Source organism: Lactobacillus sp. WILCCON 0059 (assembly GCF_057197985.1).
The window spans coordinates 1,463,659-1,488,775 of the sequence record NZ_JBUBHN010000001.1 but is presented as its reverse complement, the minus strand read 5'-3'; the positions used below and the strand labels follow the sequence as shown (position 1 = coordinate 1,488,775).

At 50.5% G+C, this 25,117-nt stretch carries 21 protein-coding genes; 18 read left to right on the top strand and 3 right to left on the bottom strand.

What is annotated here, in order from left to right:
- Positions 1 to 18: 18 nt before the first annotated feature.
- The 14 genes from ACYVUT_RS06990 (at position 19) to ACYVUT_RS06925 (ending at position 18,378) form a co-directional block, all read left to right on the top strand.
- Positions 19 to 1,443, top strand: a complete 1,425-nt coding sequence (locus tag ACYVUT_RS06990) for a C69 family dipeptidase (protein WP_484500426.1) — start codon at positions 19 to 21, stop codon at positions 1,441 to 1,443.
- A 52-nt stretch (positions 1,444 to 1,495) separates the two neighbouring features.
- The gene (gene ylxM / locus ACYVUT_RS06985; protein WP_484500425.1) at positions 1,496 to 1,837 is read left to right on the top strand and encodes a YlxM family DNA-binding protein; all 342 of its coding nucleotides are present in this window, start codon (positions 1,496 to 1,498) and stop codon (positions 1,835 to 1,837) included.
- A gap of 1 nt (position 1,838) precedes the next feature.
- Complete coding sequence (gene ffh / locus ACYVUT_RS06980) at positions 1,839 to 3,269, top strand: signal recognition particle protein (protein WP_484500424.1); 1,431 nt, start codon at positions 1,839 to 1,841, stop codon at positions 3,267 to 3,269.
- A 94-nt stretch (positions 3,270 to 3,363) separates the two neighbouring features.
- Positions 3,364 to 3,636 (top strand): 30S ribosomal protein S16, encoded by a 273-nt coding sequence (gene rpsP, locus ACYVUT_RS06975; RefSeq protein WP_002879737.1) that lies wholly within the window; start codon positions 3,364 to 3,366, stop codon positions 3,634 to 3,636.
- 63 nt (positions 3,637 to 3,699) lie between these two features.
- A complete protein-coding gene (gene rimM, locus ACYVUT_RS06970) occupies positions 3,700 to 4,203 on the top strand; it encodes a ribosome maturation factor RimM (RefSeq protein ID WP_270447732.1) in 504 nt (167 codons plus the stop codon).
- The gene (trmD, locus tag ACYVUT_RS06965; RefSeq protein ID WP_484500423.1) at positions 4,203 to 4,931 is read left to right on the top strand and encodes a tRNA (guanosine(37)-N1)-methyltransferase TrmD; all 729 of its coding nucleotides are present in this window, start codon (positions 4,203 to 4,205) and stop codon (positions 4,929 to 4,931) included. Before rimM ends, trmD begins: the two co-directional genes overlap by 1 nt.
- A 19-nt stretch (positions 4,932 to 4,950) precedes the next feature.
- Positions 4,951 to 8,499, top strand: coding sequence for a DEAD/DEAH box helicase (locus ACYVUT_RS06960; protein ID WP_484501740.1), 3,549 nt, complete (start codon positions 4,951 to 4,953; stop codon positions 8,497 to 8,499).
- A gap of 121 nt (positions 8,500 to 8,620) precedes the next feature.
- Positions 8,621 to 8,968 carry a 50S ribosomal protein L19 gene (rplS, locus tag ACYVUT_RS06955; RefSeq protein ID WP_003612033.1) on the top strand — a complete coding sequence of 116 codons (348 nt, stop codon included), beginning with the start codon at positions 8,621 to 8,623 and terminating at the stop codon, positions 8,966 to 8,968.
- Between the two features lie 266 nt (positions 8,969 to 9,234).
- Positions 9,235 to 11,085: a bifunctional metallophosphatase/5'-nucleotidase gene (locus ACYVUT_RS06950; RefSeq protein ID WP_484501739.1), complete on the top strand. Its 1,851-nt coding sequence runs from the start codon at positions 9,235 to 9,237 to the stop codon at positions 11,083 to 11,085.
- A 153-nt stretch (positions 11,086 to 11,238) separates the two neighbouring features.
- Positions 11,239 to 13,152, top strand: a complete 1,914-nt coding sequence (locus ACYVUT_RS06945) for a TerB N-terminal domain-containing protein (protein ID WP_484501738.1) — start codon at positions 11,239 to 11,241, stop codon at positions 13,150 to 13,152.
- On the top strand, positions 13,152 to 14,474 hold the full coding sequence (locus ACYVUT_RS06940) for an ATP-binding protein (protein WP_484501737.1): 1,323 nt from the start codon (positions 13,152 to 13,154) through the stop codon (positions 14,472 to 14,474). Before ACYVUT_RS06945 ends, ACYVUT_RS06940 begins: the two co-directional genes overlap by 1 nt.
- Before the next feature lie 23 nt (positions 14,475 to 14,497).
- On the top strand, positions 14,498 to 16,732 hold the full coding sequence (locus tag ACYVUT_RS06935) for a DEAD/DEAH box helicase (RefSeq protein WP_484501736.1): 2,235 nt from the start codon (positions 14,498 to 14,500) through the stop codon (positions 16,730 to 16,732).
- A 56-nt stretch (positions 16,733 to 16,788) separates the two neighbouring features.
- Positions 16,789 to 17,322 carry a hypothetical protein gene (locus tag ACYVUT_RS06930; protein ID WP_484501735.1) on the top strand — a complete coding sequence of 178 codons (534 nt, stop codon included), beginning with the start codon at positions 16,789 to 16,791 and terminating at the stop codon, positions 17,320 to 17,322.
- A 195-nt stretch (positions 17,323 to 17,517) separates the two neighbouring features.
- On the top strand, positions 17,518 to 18,378 hold the full coding sequence (locus ACYVUT_RS06925; protein WP_484502050.1) for a transporter substrate-binding domain-containing protein: 861 nt from the start codon (positions 17,518 to 17,520) through the stop codon (positions 18,376 to 18,378).
- A gap of 93 nt (positions 18,379 to 18,471) precedes the next feature.
- Here the strand turns inward: ACYVUT_RS06925 and ACYVUT_RS06920 are convergent, their stop codons facing one another.
- The gene (locus ACYVUT_RS06920; RefSeq protein ID WP_439776233.1) at positions 18,472 to 19,320 is read right to left on the bottom strand and encodes a GRP family sugar transporter; all 849 of its coding nucleotides are present in this window, start codon (positions 19,318 to 19,320) and stop codon (positions 18,472 to 18,474) included.
- Positions 19,321 to 19,529: 209 nt separating this feature from the next.
- Positions 19,530 to 20,150 (bottom strand): transcriptional repressor LexA, encoded by a 621-nt coding sequence (gene lexA / locus ACYVUT_RS06915; protein ID WP_439776232.1) that lies wholly within the window; start codon positions 20,148 to 20,150, stop codon positions 19,530 to 19,532.
- A 152-nt stretch (positions 20,151 to 20,302) separates the two neighbouring features.
- Here lexA and ACYVUT_RS06910 point away from each other — a divergent pair, with 152 nt between their 5' ends.
- The 4 genes from ACYVUT_RS06910 (at position 20,303) to ACYVUT_RS06895 (ending at position 24,548) form a co-directional block, all read left to right on the top strand.
- On the top strand, positions 20,303 to 20,539 hold the full coding sequence (locus ACYVUT_RS06910; RefSeq protein ID WP_484500416.1) for a DUF896 domain-containing protein: 237 nt from the start codon (positions 20,303 to 20,305) through the stop codon (positions 20,537 to 20,539).
- Positions 20,540 to 20,651: 112 nt separating this feature from the next.
- The gene (locus tag ACYVUT_RS06905) at positions 20,652 to 20,876 is read left to right on the top strand and encodes a YneF family protein (RefSeq protein ID WP_296226826.1); all 225 of its coding nucleotides are present in this window, start codon (positions 20,652 to 20,654) and stop codon (positions 20,874 to 20,876) included.
- Positions 20,877 to 21,004: 128 nt separating this feature from the next.
- Positions 21,005 to 22,765 carry an ABC transporter ATP-binding protein gene (locus ACYVUT_RS06900; protein ID WP_439776230.1) on the top strand — a complete coding sequence of 587 codons (1,761 nt, stop codon included), beginning with the start codon at positions 21,005 to 21,007 and terminating at the stop codon, positions 22,763 to 22,765.
- Positions 22,758 to 24,548, top strand: coding sequence for an ABC transporter ATP-binding protein (locus tag ACYVUT_RS06895; RefSeq protein WP_484500415.1), 1,791 nt, complete (start codon positions 22,758 to 22,760; stop codon positions 24,546 to 24,548). The genes ACYVUT_RS06900 and ACYVUT_RS06895 overlap by 8 nt, the downstream gene beginning before the upstream one ends.
- Positions 24,549 to 24,605: 57 nt before the next feature.
- On the opposite strand, the gene ACYVUT_RS06890 is transcribed toward ACYVUT_RS06895, so the two are convergent.
- Positions 24,606 to 25,040, bottom strand: a complete 435-nt coding sequence (locus ACYVUT_RS06890) for an ACT domain-containing protein (RefSeq protein ID WP_439776228.1) — start codon at positions 25,038 to 25,040, stop codon at positions 24,606 to 24,608.
- Positions 25,041 to 25,117: the final 77 nt, after the last annotated feature.

Below are 25,117 nucleotides of genomic sequence, written 5' to 3'. Positions count from 1 at the left end.
AGAGGATTAAAAAGAAAAATGAAAGACGATGCATGTACTTCAATTTTAGTCGGCAAAAAAGCTGCCATGGATGGCAATAACTTGATTGCCCGCAATGACGACACCTTTTCTCCTTTAAACCAGCAAAAGTTTGTCGTTAACCCGGCAGTTCACGGGGAAAAGGGCCGCAAGATCAAGTCCTGGCTGAACAAGTTCACGATGGACTTGCCGGAAGACGCCTACCGCTATCCAGCCGTGCCTAATGTCGACTACAAGAAGTACGGCTACTATGAAGAAAGCGGCATCAACGAAAAGAACGTGGCCATGTCAGCTACTGAGTCAACTTACGGCAATGAACGCACTCTGGCCTTTGACCCCTTGGTGGTTGATGGTTTGGACGAAGATTGCATGGTCAATGTCGTCTTGCCTTACATCGATTCAGCCAGAGGCGGGGTCAAGCGCCTGGGCGACTTGATCGCCAAGTACGGGTCAGCTGCCGGCAACTCAGTTCTTTTTTCCGACAAGGATGAAATCTGGTACATGGAAATCGTGACCGGCCACCACTGGGTCGCCCAAAGAATCCCGGACGATGCCTACGCCATCGCCGCCAACCGGGTCTCCATCCAGGAAGTTGACTTTTCTAAGCCGGATGACTTCATGTGGAGTGCAGGAATCCAGGACTTTGTTGCCAAAAACAAGCTTAACCCCGACCTGGAAGGCTGGAACTTCCGTCATATCTTTGGCACTTTCACCGAGCAAGACCGCCACTACAATACTTCCCGTGTCTGGTACGGGCAAAAGATCTTGAACCCAAGCATTGACCAGGACCCGGAAGACCCTGACCTGCCATTTATCCGCCGGGCAGAAAAGAAGATTAGCAAGGAAGACATCGAATATATCCTGGGTTCTCACTACCAGGACACGGTCTACGACCCATTTGCCGTCAAGGGCAGTGATGAAGAACACCACCGCTACCGGCCAATCGGCCTCAACCGGACGCAAAACGCCCACATCCTGGAAGTTAGAGATGACCAAGCAGATGGCGTGGCTGGAATCATGTGGCTCTGCATTGGTGGGCCGACTTTCACCCCCTTTGTGCCTTTCTTTACCAACATGAATGACACTGACCCGTCTTATAACGATACTTCCCTGGAATACCGGCAGTCAGATGCCTGGTGGTTCTACAAGTCTTTAGCGGCTCTGGTGGAAAGTCACTATTCTCACTTCGTCCAAATGGACGCCAAGTACTTGACTGAACTGAACCGCTACTTCCGCTGCCGGGTGGCTGAAGTAACTGACCAGGCCCAAGCTTTATCCGGCGAAGAACTGACCGCCTTTTTGACCAAGGCCAACCAGGAAACGGTGGCCCACTGCCGCCAGGAAAGCGAGAAGTTCTGGGGCGAGCTCTTTAAGGAAGCCATCAAGCTTTCCAAGCTGACTTTCAATATGGATAAAAATCTTTAAAAAGTACTGCACTTGCAGTGCTTTTTGCTATACTGGTAACCAGGTGAAAAAGATGGATGAATTAAGCAAAAACGAAACTCTGGGTGACCTGTACGCCATGTACGGTGCCTTGCTCACCCAGGGCCAGCAGGATTATTTTGAAGATTATTACTATAACGACCTGTCTTTAGGGGAAATTGCCGACAACCGGCATGTTTCAAGACAAGCGGTCTATGACAATTTACGGCGCAGCGCCAAGTCTTTGGAAAAATACGAAGACAAGCTGCAGCTCCTGGCCAGTTACAGCCAGTTGGAAGACGGCATCAGCCAGGCCTTAGCCAGCTTGCAGGCAGGCGACCAGGAAGCAGCCAAAGTGCAGCTGGAAGACTTGCTGCAGGTAATTAGAGGAGAATAAGATGGCATTTGAAAATTTAAGCGAACGTTTGCAGAAGGCCCTGCGCAACTTGACCGGGAAGGGGAAGATCTCTGAAGAAGACATCAACGCTGCCTCCCGGGAAATCCGCCTGGCCCTGCTTGAAGCCGACGTCAACTTCAAGGTGGTCAAGGACTTCATCAAGACCATCAAGAAGCGGGCCCTGGGCCAGGAAGTGCAGGAATCACTGACTCCAGGCCAGCAGGTCATCAAGATCGTCAACGAAGAATTGACCAAGATGATGGGGGAAGAAGCGGTCGGCTTGAACAAGTCCCCGCATATCCCAACCGTTATCATGATGGTCGGTCTGCAGGGTACTGGTAAGACCACCACGGTCGGCAAACTGGCCAACCGCTTGATGAAGGAAGAAAAGGCCCGGCCGTTTTTGATCGCCGGCGACATCTACCGACCAGCCGCCATTGACCAGCTCAAGCAGATCGGGGCGGACTTGAACGTGCCGGTTTTCAGCGAGCCGGATGAAAAGAACGTGGCCAAGATCGTGGAAGACGGTCTGGCCGAAGCAGCCGTCCACAGAAATGACTACGTGATCATCGACACGGCCGGCCGGCTGGAAATCGATGAACCGTTGATGAAGGAACTGGAAGAAGTCAAGGCGGTCAGCCACCCGGACAACATCCTGTTGGTAGTTGACGCCATGACTGGGCAAGCTGCTGCTGACGTGGCCAAGACTTTTAACGAACGCTTGGACGTCACCGGGGTTGTCTTGACCAAGCTGGATGGTGACACCCGGGGCGGGGCAGCCTTATCCATCAGAGCTATTACCGGCAAGCCGATCCTCTTCACTGGTCAAGGGGAAAAGCTGACTGACCTGGAAGTCTTCCACCCGGACCGGATGGCTTCAAGAATCCTGGGCATGGGGGACATGCTGACCTTGATTGAAAAGGCCCAGCAGGACTACGATGCCAAGCAGGCGGAAAAAGTTGCCCAGAAGATGCGGGAAAACAGCTTCGACTTCAACGACTTCATTGACCAGCTGGAACAAGTGCAGAAGATGGGGCCGCTGGATGAAATCATGAAGATGATTCCTGGCATGGCCAACAACCCGCAGCTGAAGAACTTCTCAATCGATGAGAAGCAGATCGCCCACACCAAAGCCATCGTCTACTCCATGACTCCAGAGGAAAGAGAAGACGAAAGCCTGCTCAACCCGAGCCGGCGCCGGCGGATCGCGGCAGGTTCCGGCGTGCCGATCGTGGAAGTCAACCGGATGATCAAGGAGTTCAAGACCGCCAAGGACATGATGTCCAAGGTGACCAAGGGCAATTTCAAGGACCTGGAGAAATTGCCTGGCATGAACAGCCCGATGGCCAAGATGGCCATGCGGCGGATGGGGAAGAGCTTCAAGAAGAAGAAGGCCAAGAAAATGAAGAAAGTCAAGCGCTTCCACTCATAATTTTTAAAAAAGAGCAGGCTGTTAAGTAAAAATACTTTACAGACTGCTCTTTGGGTGTTATAGTAGAACTATTGAAATTTAGGAGGACTAATTAATGTCAGTTAAGATTCGTATGCGCCGTATGGGTGCCAAGAGAAAGCCATTTTACCGGATTGTTGTAGCAGATTCACGTGCACCTCGTGACGGCCGCTTCATCGAAGAAGTTGGTTACTACAACCCAGTTTCACAACCAAAGGAATTGAAGCTTGACGAAGACAAGATCTTTGAATGGTTGAAGAAGGGTGCACAACCTTCAGACACTGTTCGTTCACTTCTTTCAGGCGCTGGCTTGATGGCTAAGTTGCACGACGAAAAGTACAACAAATAATTGGAAAAGGTTTGGGGCACTAGCTTCAAACTTTTTTTATTTGAAAAGGAAAAAACAAACAATATGAATTACTACAATGTTGGCAAAATCATCGCGACCCACGGCTTGAAGGGTGAAGTCAAGGTCGCTTTGACCACCGACTTTCCGGAAGACCGCTTCAGAACTGGGTCACGTCTCTACCTGGGCGATGGCAGCCGGGAAGTGACGGTCGCTGCTGGCCGGCCCTTTAAGCAGTTCTGGCTGGTAACTTTTGAGGAAATCACTGATATCGATCAGGCTGAAAAGCTGAAGGGAACGGAAATCTTGATCAGCGAAGAAGACCAGGGGGAACTGCCTGACGGAGTCTACTACTACCGGGACCTCTTGGGCTGCAAGGTTTTCGACGATGAAAGCGGGGAAGAAATCGGCGAATTGACCGATATCGAAGCTCCAGGCGCCAATGACATCTGGGAAGTAACTGACGAAAACGGCAAGAGCTTCTGGCTCCCATACATCCCGCAAGTCGTTAAGAGCGTGGATATTGCTAAAAAAGAAGTCCGGGTTGAATTAATGGAGGGCTTGAGATAGTGAACATCAACGTATTGACCCTTTTCCCTGAAATGTTTACCCCCTTGCAGGTATCCTTGCTGGGCCGGGGGCAGGAAGATGGCAAGTGGAAGTTGAACTTGGTTAACTTCCGCGATTTTTCAGACCGGCCGCACAAATCCGTCGATGACACCCCTTATGGGGGCGGGGCCGGGATGGTTTTGCAGGTGATGCCAATCAAGAAGGCCTTAGATTCGCTTGAAAACAAGGGCAAGGTCATCATTACGGCTCCTCAGGGGAAGACTTTCAACGAGCAGATGGCTCAAGAGTGGTCCAAGGAAGAAAATCTGACTTTCATTTGCGGGCACTTTGAAGGCTTTGACCAGCGGGTTTATGACCTGGCTGACGAAACTGTCTCCATCGGCGACTACGTTTTGACTGGCGGGGAGCTGCCAACCATGAGCATGATCGACGCCACTGTCCGCCTTTTGCCAGGAATCTTGGGCAATGCCTTGTCACCAGTTGAAGAATCCTTCTCAGACGGCCTGTTGGAATATCCGCAATACACCCGGCCAGCTGATTTTGAAGGGCAAAAGGTACCGGAAGTCCTCCTTTCAGGCAACCACGGCAAGATCGATGAATGGCGGCACTACCAGGCCTTGAAGGCCACTAAATTGCACCGGCCGGACCTGCTGGAGAAGCGGAATTTGACGCCAGAAGAGGTCAGAATGCTGCGGCAGATCAGAGCAGACGAGCAGGCAGAAGACTAACTAAGGAATAGGTGATTAGATGACGCTGCAATGGAGAAAGCTTTTTTCCAACCGGATCCTGGACCGGGGAAGGGACTACTGGAAAAGGGACTGGGTTTACGCGCCCAGCTACAGTGAATTGCCTGCTGGCATTCACTGCCGGGTTGGCAAGCCAGGGAACAGCTATGATGTAACGATCGACTTCTCTGACGACTGGAGCGAGATCAAATGGATGGACTGCGACTGCCCCTACGCTGCTGAAGGCTACAACTGCAAGCACGAGGCAGCTTGTTTGTACGCCACGGAGCTTTTTATCGAAGGGATGCAGGCCATCCAGGAACCCTTGACCAGTGATTTGACAATTGACGAGCGCAAAAAGCGTCAGAAAGAGATAATTGACAAAGTATATGGAATGGGCCAGAAATACGTCAATTATATTTTTGACGCTGGCAAGATCCTTGAATCTGTCGACTTTGACCCGGTCCTTTGGGAGCGGATCAATAAAAATCCTGCCTTGGCCAATTTGGGATTTGTCAAGGTGAGTGAAGATGGTGAGCAGCTTCTGACCGCTAAGTCATTCGGCCAGTTTTCTCCCCGTACAGGTCAAGACGAAGAAGCCGAGGTCAAGGTCAGCCCGGATAAAGCGATCGAGCTGAAATGCACTTATGACGAATGCCAGCAGGACCAGATCACTGGACCTTGCCGGCATGAAATTGCCCTTTTGCAGAAGCTGGTCTATATAATCATGCGGGAAAACCCGGGTGAAGTAACCGACTATCAGGCAGACCAGGCCTTGACCAGGGCAGAGATGCTGGAAGAATTCGACCAGGATGCCTTGCAAGACGTTAAGCTTTTGGCTCAGCTGGAAAGCGAGCTTGGCGGATCTTTTTTAGTCAAATTTAAAGTCGGCAAAAAGCGGCTCTATGTGGTGAAAAACATCGAGACCTTCGTAAATGACGTTATAAACTGGCGGCCAATTTCCCTGGGGAAAGAAGAAGTTTTGCTGTCACCGGATTCTTTTGACCCGGCCAGCCAGCGCCTGTTCAGCTTTTTGGCCACGATCGCGGCCGATGGTGCCGATATATACGGGGAGACAAAAAGAAGCATTGAGATTGCTTCCGGCCGAATTGACAGCTTTTTCGCGGCTGTTGAAGGCAGTAAAGTCGAGAATTTGAACAATAAGCAGCTTGTCCCAGCCAAGCGGGGTGAGCTGGAAAAAGCTGACCTCGAAATCGACGATTACCAAGGCCGGGGGATCAGCATTACCGGGTCCTGTCCGCCGGTTCTCCGGGGCATCCAGGCCAGCTACCAGCTGACTGATGAGGCATTTGTAGCTAGCAAGCTTGGCAATATGTTATACGCTCTGTTTAACAATCAAGAAAACATTGACGCAACTTTTGACTTAAACCAGCTGAGCCAATTCAAGGCCACTGTCCTGCCCCTTTTGAAAAAATACAGCAACTTGACCATTAGTCCGGCTGCCCAGCAGCTTTTAGAAGAAGCAGGAGGCCTGGAAAAGAGCCAGCTGCGCCTGGATGTAGAGGGCGATGAAGTAGTTGGCCAGGCCCGGGTCTTTTACCAGGGTAAATCGCTTCGCTTGGGCGAAAGCGGCGAGCGGGAAATTAAGCGGGACTGGTACAAGGAAAAGAAGCTGGCTGAGCTTTTAGAGAAATTTTTTGACCTGGAAGACGGCGACTGCCGCTTGGACAAGGGGGATGACGACGCGGTATACCAGCTTTTGCAAGGGATGCCGAAGTTGCTTTCCGCCTTTGATGAAGTTGAAGTCACCCCGGCTTTTAAAAAGCTCAAGTTTAAAGACAAGCTGAATCTGGCTTTTGGCCTTTCCTTAAGTGACGGGCTTCTGCACCTGGATCTGAAAAGCGACCTCACGCCAGAAGAATTGGCGGAAGTTCTCAGCCAGTACAAGGACCGAAAGAAGTACATCCGCTTGAAAAACGGCAACTTTGTTAACCCGGACAGCCAGGACTTGGCAAAGCTGGCTCTTTTGGCCCAGAATTTGGATTTAACCGCCAAGGATTTTGGCAAAGAGCAGCTGGAAATGCCGGCCTACCGGGCCCTTTACGTCGACCAGCTCTTAAAAGAGCAGGAGATGGGCGAAATTGAAAGAGACGACCACTTCCAGCAATTGATCGACGACTTTGACCAAAAAGAAGCGCCGCTAAAATTGCCAGAAAGTCTGGACAAGATCCTCCGGCCTTATCAAAAGACCGGGACGGCTTGGATGAACCGGCTGGCCCAGCATGGCTTTGGCGGGATTCTGGCGGATGAAATGGGTCTGGGCAAGACCCTGCAGGTGATCAGCCTCCTGGCCAGTCAAAAGGACAAGCCAAGCCTAATCGTGGCTCCGGCCTCTCTGGTCCTTAACTGGGAAGCGGAGTTTAAAAAGTTTGCCCCGGAAATGAAGACCCTGGTTTTAGCCGGCTCTAAGAAAGAGCGCAGCGAACAATTGGCAGATTTGACGGATATCGACGTTGTGATCACTTCTTATGACCTGCTTAAGCGCGATATTGCCAACTATGAGCCGCATACTTTTGTCTATGAAGTAATCGATGAGGCGCAGATGATCAAAAATCCGCGCACAGCCGCGGCTAAGGCGGTTTCTGTCGTCAAGGCCAAACACCGCTTTGCCCTGACCGGGACACCGATTGAAAACCGCTTGAGCGAGCTTTGGAGTATTTTTAACTTCATCATGCCGGGCTTTTTAAAGAGTTACCGGGAATTCAAGAAGGATTTTGAAAGCCCGATCGTTAAGGAAGATGACCAGGACTGCTTGACCCGGTTAAGCCAGATGGTTGGTCCCTTCATCCTCCGCCGCTTGAAAAAAGATGTCCTCAAGGACCTGCCAGACAAGCTGGAGGAAGTCCGCTACGTCGGCATGGGAAAAGAGCAGAGAAAGCTTTATGACGCTGAAATTGCCCGCTTGAAAAAGAAAGTCATGGCTGAGGACGATGAGGGCATCAAGCGCGAGCAGATTCAGATTCTGGCGGCATTGACCAGAATTAGGGAAATCTGCTGCGACCCGGGCCTGCTTTATGAAGATTACAAGGGTGAATCTGAAAAGCGCCTGGCCTGCGTGGATTTGATCAAGAGCGCGATTGACGGGGGCCACAAGGTCCTGCTTTTCTCCCAGTTCACCAGCATGCTGGACCTGCTGGAAGAAAGCCTGAAGGCAGAGGAAATCGGCTTTTTACGGATCGATGGCCAGACTCCTAAGGTCAGACGGCTGACTTTAGTCAACGTCTTCAACCATAAAGACAGTCCGGCTAAGGTCTTCTTGATTTCCCTTAAAGCCGGAGGGACGGGCCTTAACTTGACCGGGGCGGATACCGTCATTCACTATGACCCATGGTGGAACGTGGCGGCCCAGAACCAGGCGACTGACCGGGCCCACCGGATCGGCCAGGAAAAGAAGGTAACGGTCTACAAGCTGATTGCCAAGGATACGGTTGAGGAAGCTATTTTGGACTTGCAGGAAGCCAAGAGCCAGCTGGCCCAAGGTATTTTGACGGCAGAATCTGTTTCCAGCGCCAGCCTGCAAAAGGAAGACTTGCTCAAGATTTTGGACTAAAGAAGCTTGCTTTGCCTGGCCAAAGATGGTATTCTATTAGACGTGGTATTTTGCCAATAAAGATTAGGGGTGTTCCGCTGGCCCAGAGAGGTTGATGAATGCCGTAGAAGGAGAAACAATAATGGATCCATTAATTCAAGAATTGACTAAAGAACAACTTCGTGACGACATGCCTGAATTCCGTGCCGGGGACACTGTTCGTGTTCACGTACGTGTTGTTGAAGGTACTCACGAACGTATCCAGATCTTCGAAGGTGTCGTAATCAAGAAGAAGGGTACTGGCATCGGTGCTACTTACACTGTTCGTAAGATCGCTTCCGGCGTTGGCGTTGAACGGACTTTCCCAGTTAACACTCCACGTGTTGCCAAGGTTGAAGTTACCCGTCACGGCCGCGTACGTCGTGCTAAGCTTTACTACCTGCGGACTCGTAGCGGTAAGGCTGCTCGTATCGCAGAACGTCGTCGTTAATTCTGACAACGAATCTGAAACTGCTTTGCATTTTGCAAGGCAGTTTTATTTTTGCAAAAAATGAGAAAAAACAAAGTGATTTTTTCTGACTAATTATAGTTTTTGCCTTAAAAATAATCCGTGTTTTACCGAGAACATTGCTTAATATATTTGAAAAAAGCAATTGTTTGCCTTTGGTAGCCGAACTTTTCCTGTTAGCCAACTCTTTTTTGCGCTATACTAGCAGCATGCTGTTGTTTAATATTGAGTAATTCACGGAGGAAAACATGGCTAGATCCATCAAAAAAGAACTTGCTGCCCTGCTTTTGGCCGCGGCAGTTTTAGCGCCGGGCCAGGCTAGCGCCAGCAAATTGAAAGTTACCAGCAAGGCTGACACTGCCAGCAAGCCTGCTCAAAGCAAGGACTGGAAGAATTCCAAGAAGTACAGCAAGGACATTCCAGTGCAGTTTTTGAGCATCAATGACCTGCACGGCAACCTGTCAACGACTGGTACGGCAACTCTGGGGCAAAAGAGCTACAGCAATGCCGGTACGGTTGCCCGCCTGGCTGCTTACTTGAATCAAGCCCAGAAGGATTTTAAGCAGAAAAACAAGCAAGGGACGACCTTCAGAGTCGAGTCTGGGGACATGGTGGGGGCATCCCCGGCCAATTCCTCACTTTTGCAAGATGAATCAACCATGCATGCCTTAAAGGCCATGAAGTTTACCATCGGAACCTTGGGCAACCATGAATTCGATGAAGGCTTGGGCGAATTCAACCGGATTCTTTTAGGCAAAAAGCCAATTAAGAAGTACAATTCTGCTGAAATGGCCTACCCCCACCAAAAATCGGGCTTAAAGATTATTGTGGCTAACGTTGTTAGAAAGTCCACCGGCAAGGCACCATATGGCTGGAAGCCTTACACGGTCAAGACGGTCAAGGCAGGCAAGAAGAAGGCCAAGGTCGGCTTTATCGGGGTTTTGACCACGGAAATGCCAACTTTAACGACCAAGAAAAACTACTCTGCCTTCAAATACCTGGATGAAGCCAAGACCATTGCCAAGTATGAAAAGGTTCTGCGCAAGAAGGGCGTTAAAGCAATCGTTGTTTTGGCCCACAAGGGGGTTGAAACGGCAGCAGATAGTAAGGGTAAGCTGACTACCAGCGGCGACAGCGTGAAGATCTTAGAGAAGCTAAACAAGATAGATCCGAAAAATACCGTCGACTTGATTATCGCCGGCCACTCCCACCAGTATGCCAACGCCAAGGTCGGCAAGACCCGGCTGGTTCAAGCTTTGAAGTATGGCCAGGCCTACACTGACTCAATCGGCTACATCAGTCCAAAGACTAAGGACTTCGTCAAGGGTAGCCTGGTTTCCCATGTCTACCCAGTCCTGTCAGCTGCTGATGACCCGAAGACTAAGGACAACAAGACGGTTGCCAAGATTGTGGCTGACGCTGACAAGCGGGTTTCAGCCATCACCAAGCAAAAGATTGCTACTGCCCAAAAGGCGGAAACGATCACTGGCCGGGAAAACAACAATGCTTCCAATGAAAACGCGGTTGGCGACTTGGTCGTTGACGCGCAATTGTCTGAAGCCAACCGGCAAGGTTTCAAGGCTGACTTTGCCATGACTAACGGCGGCGGGGTCCGGTCTGGCCTGGTTGTGGGCAGCGACAAGTCAATTACTTATGGTGCAGCTATGGCTGTTCAGCCTTTTGGCAACAGCCTGCAGGTTTTGACCATGACTGGCAAGCAGATCTTGGCCGCCCTTAACCAACAATACCAGCTGGATGGCCACTACTACCTCTTGATCAGCGGTCTGCACTATGTCTACACCAAGGACGCGGCTGGCAAGGTCAAGATCGTTAAGATTTATGTTGGCGAAGGCGAGAAGACTGAACTCTCTTTGACTAAAAATTACCGGGTTGTAGCTAACGAATTTATCGCTGGCGGCGGCGACCACTTCAGCCAATTTACTGCTGGCAAGAAGGTTGGCATCTTGACGGGAACGGACACGGAAACCTTCATCAGCTACCTCAAGCAGCAGACGGCCAGTGGCAAGCAGATTGCCAGCCCGGCTTTGAACCGTAAGGTAGAAATTTCTGCTGACCAGGCAGCTGCTTTGGAAAAATAGAAATAGGCCGTAAATAGCTTGCAAACAGGCGACAATTAATTTTTGCTAACTTGAAATCTTCCCTCTCGGGAAGATTTTATTTTTGCACGTTTTGGAACTAACGTTCGAAAAATCGTGCTATAATTATGATAAAAACAGCAAGGAGGGGCAGGCATGCGCTTGGCGGAAGTAGCCAACTACATTCAAAGCAAATATGGAATTGAGGCCAGCTATGTCGACCTGGCTGGGCAAACCCTGGCCGCGGTCACGGTCCCAGGAGCAAACGAAAGCTTCGCCCTGCTTCTTAAGAAGGATGGCCGCGAAACGGTTGAACTGAAATGCGGGTCATTGGCTAAGTTTTTGGCTGCCCAGCCGGCTTTTGGACCGGCCATCTTTATGCAGGATCTGGCCTGGATCAGCGTTGATTTAGCAAATCCTGCTTTAAACGACCGCTTCTTTTACAAGACCCTGGATTCTGCCTACCAGAGTTCCCGGCCGCTGGAAGCTGGAAAAAAAGAAGATATAAATAGGCGAGAAAGTAGCGAAGAACAAGAAAATAGCCAAGAGCATGAAATCTACCTGCTAGACGATGAGGGAGAAGACTTCCAAGAAGAAGTGATCCCAAAGCGGCCAGCCTTTTTCAAAGACAGCGACTTTGACCGTCTGCTGGCTGAGAAGGGCAAGCACGTGGTTCCGGAAGGGATCAAGCAGATGCAGGAAAGTTACGACTATCTGGCTGTTCCCCGGCGGGAGAGCAATTTTTACCGGCAGGGGATGCTGATGGCCAATTATGAAGATGACTTTGGTAAAATGGTCCCAATTAACAAGCAGCGGCCAGTCTACCATGATCTGAATGTTGACCAGTTGCGGTCCTATTTTTCCTGGCGGACCAAATTCCGGCAGGGCAAGTACAAGTCTGCTTCTAGCGCCTATATTTACCTTCTGGCCAGTGAATTGGTCTGCCAGATTGGGGTTAAGGATAAAGCCGACGGTCTGCGCCAGCTGCGCCTGCTTTTTGCCAAGTGCGCGGAACAAAAAGATATTTCCACCAGTTGGCAGCAGAAACACATCCTGCAGAATTACCTGGTCTATTATGATTTTCCGCTTGATGAAGTCCGGCCAGCCTTTGAAGACGAGCTGATGCGGGGGGAAGTTTATCATAATCTCCTGTCTGCTGAAGCAAGCGGGCAGGAACTCTACCAAGCCATCTGCTGCTTGTCTTCATATTTGCCCAAGAACAATCCCTTGCTGAAAAAAGAGCCGGAAAAGTTTTATGAACTTTTAGCCCAGGTTTGGCAACAGGTCCGCTTGAACCCTTACCAGCTGCTCAAGCTTTTGGTGGGAGAAAAGACCACTTTTCCGGTAGAAATGTTTGCTGACACGGTCTTCTTCAGCCTTGATCCGGTAAAAGAGGCTGAGCTTGTTTTAGGCCCTGGCCTGGTCTACCGCTGCCAAGGCGGGCAGTGGAGTAATGAAGTCTACTGGCCTTCCAGCCGGCAGAGGCAGCTTTTGGCCAATTTCATGCATGAATTTGACCGCTTAAGCCGGCAGGCTTTTAAACAGGGGCGGGCCCTAAAAGAAAAAGACCTGCCCCCGGCTTTTAAACAGGCAATCGTGCAAGGAATTGCCGACTACCAGGAAATTCTGGCTGAAAGAACCCGGCCAAAGGTTAAAATCAACCTGGCCAGCTTGGACCAGATCCGGGCCGATGCCGCTGAAACCAAGGAAAGCCTGCTGACTGAGGAAGAGCGGCAGCTGGAGGCGGAAGAAGCTGAGATAAGTAAGCAAGTAACTGATTCTTCTGCTGCAGAAGAAAAGCTGACAAAGGACATCGATGAAATGGCTGCCATCGACCTGGGCTTAAACGACACTGAGCAAAAGCTCTTGCTGGCCATATATAATGATCAGCCCTACCAGGACTTTTTGCGCCAGCAGCACCTGCTTTTAAGCGTAGTCGTGGACCAAATTAATGAAAAGATTTTTGACGAAATCGGCGATGCCGTAATCGACTGCGATGGCCAAAAGGCGGAAATCGTGGAGGATTACCGAAGCGACCTCGCTGACTTATTAGGAATTGAGGAGAAATAGTGGAGCAAAAGAAACGGATTCCCAAGCGGATTGCCCAAACAGTTATCAGTTCACTTAAAGGCGGGGTAGTGCCTCGGATCGGCCTGCCCTATATTACAGTGGGCCGGAAGGCGGAAATCGCGGCCCTTTTACATGACGTCGACTTAGTCAAAGAAGGCGGGGCTTCCTTCCGCTTCGTCGTGGGCCGGTACGGGTCGGGCAAGAGCTTTTTGCTGCAGACCATCCGCAATTATGTGATGGACAGGAATTTCATCGTCTTAGACGCTGACCTGTCCCCGGAACGCCGCCTGCAGGGCAGCAAGGGGCAAGGTTTAGCTACCTACCGGGAACTGATCCAGAACCTGGCAACTAAAACCCGGCCGGAAGGCGGGGCCTTAACTTTAGTTTTGGACCGCTGGATCAACAATGTCCAAACGGCAGTAGCCAGCGAAATTTCTTTTGAGGACCCCGGCTTTCAGACCGCTGTTGACCAGAAGATCGTCAGCCAGATTTCTTCTTTGAGTGAAATGGTGCATGGCTATGACTTCGCCCAGCTTTTAGAGCGCTACTACCATGCTTACCTGGCTGGTGACGAAGAGACCAAGGGTAAGGTAGTTAAATGGTTCAGAGGGGAATACCGGCTGAAAACCGAGGCCAAGCAGGACCTGGGCGTCAACATTATTATTTCTGATGAAGACTGGTACGAGTACTTGAAGCTTTTTGCCGTCTTCTTCCGCCAGGCTGGCTACAGCGGCATGTTCATCATGGTCGATGAATTAGTCAACCTCTACAAGATTCCCAACGCCATCTCTCGCCAGTACAACTATGAAAAGCTGCTCAGCATGTATAATGATGCCATGCAGGGCAAGGCCAAGTACCTGGGCATTATTATGGGGGCCACGCCGCAAGCGATCGAAGACCGGCGGCGGGGTGTTTACTCTTATGAAGCCCTCAGGTCCCGTCTGGCTGAAGGCAAGTTTGCCAAAGAAGGGCAGCGGGACCTGTATGCCCCAGTTATCCGCCTGGAGCCCTTGACCGCTGAGGAAATGCTGGTTTTAACTGAAAAGCTGGCTGACATGCATGCCAGCCTTTACGGCTATGAACGGACGATCAGCGAAAAGGATCTGGCTGACTTCATCAAGATTGAATATGGCAGAGTCGGCACGAGCAGCATGATCACCCCAAGAGAAATTATCCGGGACTTTATTGAGCTGCTGGACATTGTCTTGCAGAATCCAGGCCAGACCGTGCAGAGTCTTTTAACAGACGGGGATTTTGCTTATACTGAGCCAGACGCCGTCTCAGATGAAAAGACCAGCGATTTTGCTGAATTTACGATTTAAGATGTGCTAAGGGAAGTTTGTTTATGGATACTTTTTCCCGCTATGCTCCCTTCATCCAGGACTATATTTATTCCCGGGGCTGGGAGACCTTGCGGCCAATGCAGACGGCAGCGGCCCAGGTGATTTTTGATACGGATGACAATCTGCTTTTGTCGGCTTCGACTGCTTCCGGGAAAACCGAAGCAGCCTTTTTTCCCATCTTGACAGATTTGGCGGAAAATCCGGCTGACTCCATTGCCTGCCTCTATATCGCCCCTTTAAAGGCCTTGATCAATGACCAGTATGACCGGTTAAAAGACATCTGCGAAGGCAGTGACGTCCCGGTTTGGCGCTATCATGGGGATGTTTCGGCTTCTCAAAAGCGGAAAATGTTCAAAAGGCCCCAGGGAGTCCTGCAGATAACGCCGGAGTCTTTAGAGAGCCTCATGATCAACAAGCACGCGGATATTCCCCGCTTATTTGGCGACTTGCGCTATGTCGTCATCGACGAGCTGCATTCCTTTTTAAGAAGCGACCGGGGCGGGCAGACCTTTTGCCTTTTAGAGCGCCTAAACCGGCTGGCGGCCGTTAAGCCGCGGAGGATTGGCCTGTCAGCTACTATCGGTGATCCAGGGGCGGCTGGACAGTTTTTAGGGGCAGGATCGGGCCATAAGACCAGGATCCCTAAGGTTAAAAGCCAGCCCCAACGCTGGCGCTTGTCAATGGAGCACTTTTATAAGAGCGGTGAGCAGGCAGGCGAGCATTCTGCCCTGCCGGCCCAAGCCGTTTTAGCTAAGGCCAGTGACCAGGCACCAGAATTGGCTGACCCGGGTCTTGCTTATATTTTTGACCATACTCGGGGCAAAAAGTGCCTGGTCTTTACCAACAGCCGGGAAGAATGTGAAGCTGTCTGTCAAGTTTTGCGGCAGTATTGCGAATATAAGCACGAACCAGACCGCTTCATGATCCACCATGGCAACCTGTCCGCGGCTCTCAGGCAAGGGGCGGAGGCCATCATGAAGGATGAAGACGCCAACGTTACGACCTGCGCGACGGCTACGCTTGAACTGGGCATTGATGTCGGCCAGCTGGAGCGGGCCTTTCAAATTGAAGCGCCCTTTACCGTTTCCGGCTTTTTGCAGCGGATGGGGCGGACCGGCCGGCGGGGCAATCCAGCAGAAATGTGGTTTGTCATGCGCGAAGAGCAGGCCGAAAGCCGGGCCATGCTGCCGGTCTTGATTCCTTGGTCACTTCTGCAGGGGATTGCCCTGGTTGAGCTGTATTTACAAGAGCGCTGGGTTGAACCGCCAAGAGACCACCAATTGCCTTACAGCCTCCTTTACCACCAGACTATGAGCACTTTGATGGCCGGCGGGGAGATGAGCCCGGCAGAACTGGCCTCCCGGGTCTTGACCCTGTCCTACTTCCGCTGGGTCAGCCAGGATGACTATAAAGTTTTGCTCCGCCATCTGATCAAGACCGACCAGATCCAGCTGACGGAAAATGGCGGTTTGATCGTTGGCCTGGCTGGCGAGCGGGTTACCAACAATTTCAAGTTTTACGCCGTTTTCCAAGAAAATGAGGAATACAGCGTTCACGCTGAGTCTGAAGAACTGGGGACGATCGTCAAGCCGCCGCCCTTGGGGGAAAAAATCGCCATTGCCGGCCATGTCTGGGTGGTTGAAGAAATCGACCGCCGCCGCCGGCAGGTCTATGTCCACCAGGTCAAGGGCCGGATTCCGGCTTACTTTGGGGATGTAGCGGGCGACATCCATCCCAAAGTCCTCCAGCAGATGAGGAAGATTCTGGCAGAGGAGCGTCAGTATCCTTACTTGATGAAAAACGCGGCTGCCCGTTTGAGCGAAACCAGGGCAATGGCGCAAGCGGCCGGCCTGCCAGGTAAGCAGCTGGTCAATTTGGGCGCTAAAACCTACTGCCTGTTTCCTTGGACGGGTTCTTATGCCTTCCTGGCTTTGGAGCGCTTCTTGCGCCTTAAATGCGCAAGCCGCTTAGGGCTGAAGAATTTTGACTCAGTCCGGCCCTACTACATCCAGTTCAGCATGGATGTCAGTGAAGGAGACTTTTACCAGATTCTGGCTGAAGAAGCCGCTAAGGACTTTGACCCCTTGGACCTGCTCTATCCTAAGGAAGTGCCAGTTTTTGACAAGTATGACGAATACCTGCCAGATGACCTGGTCAGAAAAGAATTTGCCTATAGCGTCCTGGATTTGGCTGAAATGCGGCGGGCAATCGGAGAGATTACGAGACAAGAGGGCTGAAAAAGATGTACAATAATGTCTAATAATCAAATCTCGATTTTTTAGAAAGGAAATTTATGTCAGTAAGCAAGCGTCCGATTTCCAGTTTTCAAGAATTAGAAACAGCCGCTGATGACAGCGATGAGATACATTTTAAGTTAAACGGCCAGCAGTGGCTTTTAGTTGATGATGGCAATCCTTTGACTCCAGAAAGCAAGACCTTGATCAACTGCGACTTGCCGGAAGAGCAGCAGTTTTTTGCCAATACAGAGGAATTTCTGGCCTGTGAGATTGGGGGGCAATCTTTAGCCGCCTGCTGGCCCCAGATGAGCGAGGTGGCCATTTGGAGCGTGCAATTTGAGAGCTTGGAGGAGTTTGTCCAGGCAATCAAAGACGGCTGCGACATTCAGTTCTCTCTGGAAGGCCGCCAATACAGTCTGGGCCAGTCCAGTGAGCGGAAGGTTTACCGGCAGCTGACCTGGCGCTTGGAAAAAGGCGGGCAGGTAAAGGTAAAAAAATTTGCTGACCTGGACCAGCTCTTAGCCTTTGAAATTGCTGGCAAAAGCTTGGGCAAGCAGTGGTCAGCCATGAAAAATGTCGACTACGGTTGATTTTAATTTAAATTTTTTCGAGGACAAAAACTCCAGGAAAAGGCTTTTCTTTTCTGAAATCATAATTTTTCAAACTTTTCACTGGGCTTAACTTAATAAAATAAGAAAAATAGACTTTTAATATAAACAAAAGAAACTTCCTTGATTATCGGGTATAATGTTAAATAGATCCTATATGATAGAAAGATGAAAAACATGAAGAGACAGCCGCAAACAATTAAGAGAATCATCCAGGCCTTGGCTTTGAGCCTGCTGCTTTTGCTGGCGACCAGCCTGACTGCTTGTTCCAGCAAGCAGGAAAGCAGCTATGCCCGGGCCAAGCAGTCCAAGCAGATTACCTGGGGGGTTCGGCCGGACACGAAGCTGTTCGGGCTGACCAACATCAAAACCGGCAAGATCGAAGGTTTTGAAATCGATCTGGCCACGGCCATCACTAAGCAGATCTTAGGGCCTAAAGGCAAGGCTGTCTTCCGGCCGATCACGGAAAAGACCCGGATCACGCTTTTGCACAACGGCTCCCTTGATGCCGTCATCTCAACTATGACCATCACCAAGGAGCGGATGAAGGTGATTGACTTCTCAGACGTTTACTTTAACGCCAACGAATCGATGATCGTCAAGAAGTCCAGCAAGATCAGAACGATTGCTGACCTTAACAAGAAAGGCGTTGTCGTCATTGCCATCAAGGGGACCGACGTGGCCAATCAGGTGGCCAAGCTGGCACCAAAGGCCAGCGTCAAGCAGTTTGACGATTATGGTTCAGCCTTCAATGCCTTAAAGGCAGGGCAAGGGGACGTCATGATCGACGACAACGGGATTCTGGCCGGCTTGATTGCTGACACGCCGGAATTCACCTTGACCAAGGCCAGTTTGGCTGAGGAGCCTTACGGTATCGGGGTTGAAAAAGGGCAAACCGAAATGCGCCAGGCCATTAATAAGGCCTTGAAGAAGCTGCGGGCCAGCGGTAAATATGACCAGCTGGTTAAGAAGTGGTTTGGTAAGGTCTCCGGCTTTGACGTCAAGCAGGCAGAAAGCCAGAAGGTCAAGATTCAATAAAGAATCAGAATAAGACAGAAAGCAAAAAAGCTAGGAGCGTCAGCTCCTAGCTTTTTTGCTAGCACGTAAAATTTTTGATTTTTATTTTTAGTCTTAAAGAATGGCGCCGACAACGATGAGGCAGAGGCCTGCAAGCGTAGCGACCAGTTCTTTGCCTTGCTTGCGTTCACCTAGCAGGGTCATCCCGCCGATAGTGGAGATGATGACGCTCAGCTGCCCGTAGATAAAGGCGTTAGTCACCCCATTGACTTGCGCGGAGATGATGTAGGCGTAAGCGGCAATACCGAAGCTGATCCCGGCGAAGAGGTCAAGGTAGCTGGCCTTTTCCTTGAAGGCAGCCTTGTTGCCGCTGAAGGCCAGGTAGAGCACTGAACCCAGCAGGATCCCCAGGGTTTGCGGCAGGAACATTGATTCAGCATCAGCCGTAATAGTCTTAGGGAAGGCGGAGTAGGCCAGGTAGCCGACCGTGGTCAAGACCAGGAAAAGAATATCCTTGTTGGTAGTCTTCTGGCTGAAGTCGTCGCCTTTTTCCGTGTAGGCGGTCAAGACAACGCCGACCATGATAATGGCCAGGGCGATGATCCCGAAGATGAAGTCGTTGCTGGTCTTCCATTCACCGAAGATCAAAGCCCCGATGATGGTGTTGCCGACCAGCTGCAGGCCAGTTGAGATCGGCATGGTCTTGCTGACCCCAATCCGGGTAAAGGAAATGAACTGGCCGATTTGGCCGATGGTCCATAGAGCACCGGACAGTAGTGACAGGAAGAAGACCGGCATGGACATGGCCGGATGCTGAATTAAAGTCACGATAATGCCAACGATAGTGGCACCCATGCCGACGCCGAAGATTTGGTTGGCCGGCTTGCTGTTAGGAACCTTGTTGACGATCCATGGCATAACCCCCCAGCCAATGGCTGGCAGTAAAGCAATGATGATATTCATTAATTGAAAACCCCTTTAACTAATAATTTGTCGAATAGTTACTAGGTTAACGGAGTTTTAGGAAAATAGCAATAGAAAACGCTATGAAAATGTCAACCGTTTTCAGAAAACGGTTAAAATAAAAAGATGATTTGCATAAAACAAAGCACCTTTTTCAAAAAATATTAGTCAATATCAGTCAATATTGGTCACTTACCGGCAATAATGAATTAATCAATATTTGTTCTGTAAAGGCCAACAACCTTGCCTAAAATCTGCACATGGTCCAAGATAATTGGATCCATGGCATCATTTTCCGGCTGCAAGCGGTAGTGGAGGTCTTCTTTGTAGAAGCGCTTGACTGTTGCTTCACCGTCATCAGTCATGGCGACCACGATTTCCCCGTTTTGGGCCGTGGTCTGCTTGCGGACGATGACGTAGTCACCGTTCAAGATACCGGCATTGATCATTGAAGTGCCGTGCACCCGGAGCATGAAAAGCTCACCAGCATCACTGGCCAAGTTCGGCGGAAGCGGGAAGTAGTCTTCCACGTCCTGGACAGCCAGAATCGGCTGGCCGGCGGTAACAACGCCGATCACAGGGATGTCTTTAGGCTTGATACCCAAGGCGTCAAGGCCGGCATGGGTGATTTCCAAAGCCCGGGGCTTGGTGGCGTCCTTGATGAGGTATCCCTTGCGCTCCAGTCTGGTCAAGTGGCCGTGGACGGTGGAGGTTGAGGACAGGCCAACAGCAGCGCAGATTTCCCGGACCGTCGGCGGGAAGCCGCGGTTTTCAACGGTATCATAGATGTATTGCAGAATTTCTAATTGTTTCGAGTCATGAGTTGCCATATTTTTTACCTTCGTCAAAAATCTTATTGTCGGTTATTATTTATTTTAGCAAATATTCGGAGAGTTTGCAAACAGGCGTTCTAGGCTTAAAACTTTTTTTATTTTTACAAAGCGAGTACACTATTCATATCACGAGAAAGGTGGCTATGTTTATGGCAGAATCAGATCAAGTAAGACAAAGAATCAATGAATTGTACAAGAAGAAGCAGGAAAGCGGCTTGACGGAAGCAGAAGAAGCCGAACGCAAAGAACTGCACAAGAAGTTTATCGCTAATTTCCGGGCGGGCTTTAGGCAGCAGCTGGACAGTCTGGTGATCGTCGATGACAAAGGCAAGGACGTCACCCCAAAGAAAGCCAAGCAGATTCAGAAGGAAAAGGGCCTCAGATAGGAATTTTTTCTTTAAAAATGGTCTGAAGTTTTGTAAGATAGTATTTGTGTGACTAACGAATACTATCCGCTGAGGCGGATAACAAATTAAGACCAATGGAGGTTTAGCGATAATGAATTTAGGTTTGGCGATTTTCTTGATTATTTTGGCAGCTCTTCTGGGTGCGGTTGCCGGCTTTTACGGTGCCCGGACTTACATGAAGAACTACTTTAAGAAGAATCCCCCAATTACCCGGGAAATGGTTGAAACCATGATGTCACAAATGGGCCAGAAGCCTTCAGCCAAGAAGGTCAACCAAGTGATGAACATGATCAAGCACCAGTCAGCCAAGAACTAGGTTTAAGAGGCAAAGAGCGCTAGGGGAATCCGGGCGCTCTTTTTTTGCGGGCTAGGGGAATTAGAAAAAAAGGTGAAAATGATAGAATTAGGATAAAAAGAAGAAGCAAAGAAAAGAGGGAGGAAAAAATGGATACTTTCAGCAAGCTGGGCTGGTTCTTTAAAGCCCACCGCAAGCGTTATGCCCTGGGGATCACGGCTCTCATCTTGACCTCGGCAGCCAACTTGGTTCCGCCGCGGATCCTGGGCATGATGGCTGATCAGCTGGACACGGGAAAAATCAGCTGGCAGCAGTTTTTTGGATTTGTTTTGGCAATTTTGCTGGCGGCTTTGGCCCTGTACGTTTGCCGCTATTTCTGGCGCAAGCAGATTTACGGCGGGGCGGCAATTTTGGAAAAGGAATTGCGGGGCCGGCTCTTTTGGCATTTTCTGCAGATGGACCGGACCTTCTTTCAGCGCTACCGGACCGGGGACTTGATGGCCCGGGCGACCAATGACGTCCAAGCCGTCCAGAACGTGGCCGGTGACGGAATCTTGACCTTGATCGACTCGATTTTTACCGGGGGGACCACCTTGCTGGCCATGATGATCCTGGTAGACTGGCGCTTGACCCTGGCTGCCATGCTGCCTTTGCCGCTTTTGGCCTTCTGTGCCCGCTACTTGGGCGATCGCCTGCACGATGCATATATGGATTCGCAGGCGGCATTTTCACGCTTGAACAATAAGACCCAGGAATCCTTGTCCGGGATTAAGGTCTTGAAGACTTTTGGCCAGGGAAAAGAGGACGCTGAAGCTTTTAACAAGATGACCTATGAAACGGTTGACATCAATAAAAAGGTCTTCCGGATCGACTCACTTTATGACCCGATGATTACCGTGATCATCGGCATCACCTACATTATCACCATTATTTACGGGGGCCGGCTGGTTCTCAGCAAGACGATCAGCCTGGGTCAGCTGATTTCCTTTGTTTCTTACATCGGGTCCATGGTCTGGCCAATGTTTGCCATCGGCTACCTGTTTAACGTTCTTGAGCGGGGGAGTGCCAGCTACGACCGGATCATGACCCTGCTCAATGAAAAATCTTTGATCGTGGACTCTGATTCTATGGACAAGGAGCAGAAGCTGACCGGGGACTTGCGCTACCACGTGACCAGTTTTGCCTACCCGGATGAACCAGACAAGAATGCCTTAGGAGCCGTTGACTTTGACCTGAAAAACGGGCAGACGATCGGCCTGGTAGGCCGGGTCGGGTCAGGCAAGACGACCATTATCCAGCTCTTGATGCGGGAATTTGACAACTACAAGGGCCGGATTACTTTTGCCGGCCACGACATCCGACAGATCCCCCTGGACGTCTACTTGAAGGAGATTTCCTATGTTCCGCAAAACAACTTCCTGTTCTCCATGTCGGTAAGGGACAATATTGCCTTTGCCAAGCCGGATGCCAGCCAGGAAGAGGTTGAAGCAGCAGCAAAAAAGAGCGCCCTTCACGACGATATCTTGGCCTTCCCGGATGGCTACCAGACCATGATCGGGGAAAACGGGGTTTCCCTGTCCGGCGGGCAAAAGCAGCGGATGTCAATTGCAAGAGCACTTCTCCATGACAGCGAAATCTTGATCTTGGACGATGCCTTGTCAGCTGTTGATGCTAAAACGGAGAAGGCAATTCTGACTAAGCTCCGCCAAGAGCGGGAGAAGAAAATTACCGTCATCGCTGCCCACCGCTTAAGCAGTGTGATGGATGCCGACTTGATCCTCGTTATGCAAGACGGACAGGTGGCAGAAAGAGGAACGCATGAAGAATTGCTGGCCAAGGGCGGCTGGTATGCCCGCATGTGGCAGCGGCAGGAACTGGCCCAGAAAGTAGGTGAAGATGACGATGAATAATGAAGACTTCCAATCAGTCTGGCAGCAGCCGATTTCAACCAAAGAGCAGGGGCAGATTTTAAAGCGGCTCTGGACTTTTGTCTGGCTTTACAAGGCGGAATTATTGACTGCCGTCTTAGGGATGGTGGCTGTTTCCGCTATCAATATGCTCCTGCCGACCTGGCTGCAGTATTACATGGACCATTATCTAAAAAGCGGCCAGGTTGATTTCAGCACGGTCTATTATGTTGCTTTGATTTACGGCATTGGCGTGGTATTTAAGGCGGGCTTCCAGTTTACCTATGAATATCTTTATGCCTTAGCCGGAGAAAAGGCCTTGGAAAAGGTCCGCCGGGTCCTTTACGCAAAAATCCATACCCTGGGGATGCGGTATTTTGACCAGACTCCTGCCGGGTCGATTTTATCCCGGGTAACCAACGACACGATGACCTTGGGCAACTTTATGCAGGTTTTCTCTGCCTTTTTGTTAGGGATCGTGTCCATGGTAACTGCCTTGATTGCCATGTATATGGCTGATCCGGTGGCCGCGGCAATCGTGACGGCCTTTATTCCACTTATCGTTGGGGCAATCTGGCTTTACAACCGGGTCAACTCCAAGACCTATCACGAATACCGGGCCCGCAACTCCTTGATCAACACCAAGCTGGAAGAAAGCATTGCCGGCATAAACGTAATTCAGCAGTTCCGCCAGGAAAAGCGGGTTGATGAAGACTTTGAAAAAATCAACAGCCAGCAGATGCAGACCCGCTTCAAGCTGATCAGAACCAATGGCTTGCTCTTGTCGCCATTTACGACCCTGCTCTATTCTTTAGCCTTGACCTGCGTTTTGGTTTGGTTCGGCTATCCCCTCCGGGCAACTTTTGTCCCGGCCGGGATGATCTATGCTTTTGCCAACTACGTGCAGAACTTTTTTAACCCCTTGTCAGACATGATGAATTCTTTAACTTTCTTCACCGACGGGATCGTGGCCGGCAAGCGGATCTTCAAGATTTTGGACCAGGAAGAGTACGAACCTGAGCAAAAGGAAAAGGCGGACGCTAAGATTACAGAAGGGAAAATCGAGTTCAAGCACGTGTCGTTTTCTTATGACGGAAAGCACGATGTTCTTCATGACGTTTCCTTCACCCTAAATCCAGGTGAGACTTTGGGGATTGTTGGCCATACTGGGTCAGGCAAGAGCTCGATCATCAATGTGATGATGCGGTTTTACGAGTTCCACGATGGCCAGATCCTTTTGGACGGAACCGACATCCGGGACTTTTCCAAGGCGGAACTGCGGCAAAAAATAGGACTGGTTCTGCAGGAACCCTTCATGTTCTACGGGGACGTGGCTTCTAACATCCGCTTGTATAATGACAAGATCACGGATGAGCAGATCGAAGAAGCGGCCAAAACCGTCCAGGCTGACCGCTTTATCGAAAAATTGCCCGGGAAATACCAGGCCAAGGTCATCGAAGGAGGGTCGGAATTCTCCAGCGGGGAAAGACAACTGATTTCCTTTGCCCGGACCCTGGTAACCAATCCCAAGATTTTGATTTTGGATGAAGCTACCGCCAACGTGGACACGGAGACAGAAAGCTTGATTCAAATGGGCCTTAAAAAGCTGCGCCAGGGCCGGACCACCCTGGCTATTGCTCACCGCCTGTCGACGATTGCTGACGCTGACCAGATCATTGTTCTGGACAAGGGGAGAATCGTCGAACATGGCAAGCATGAGGAATTGCTGGCACAGAAGGGCTACTACTATGACCTTTACACCCTCCAGCAAAACCGGGAAAAGTAAAATTGAATTAAATTAAGCTAAAAGCAAAATAAGAGCGCGCCCAGTGGACGCGCTCTTTTATTCTAATCCGGCAAGCTGGAGATTTTTGACGAAAGGGAGTTTTTTCAAATCGCCCAAAAGGGTATTAAGGTCGCCCTCAAGGCCGGCCAAGTCCAAGGACATTAAAACGCTGGCGTGACTGGCCAAAGGAATGGCCTGGGAAATGGTCAAGACCGAGGCCTGGTGGTCAGTCACGCAGGTCAAAACCGCGGACAGGGCCCCGGGCTGGTCGGCTAAGAGCAGGGATAAGACCGCCTGCTGGCCCCGGGAAGGGTCTTTAGCTCTGAAAACATAGTCTTTATAGCGGTAATAAGTGTTGCGGGAGATGCCGACGCGTTCAGTTGCCTCGGTAACGGTGGCTGCCTCCCGGCTGTCCAGCATTTCCCTGGCCGCTAGGACCTTTTCCAGATAGTCGGGCAGGATCTTTTTATGTACGTAAAAATAGTCGGCCATGGCCAATCCTCCTTTGACATATTGCTTTAATTTTTGTTTAATAATAAGTGACTTTCCCCTTGTCAGGCCTTGCGGAT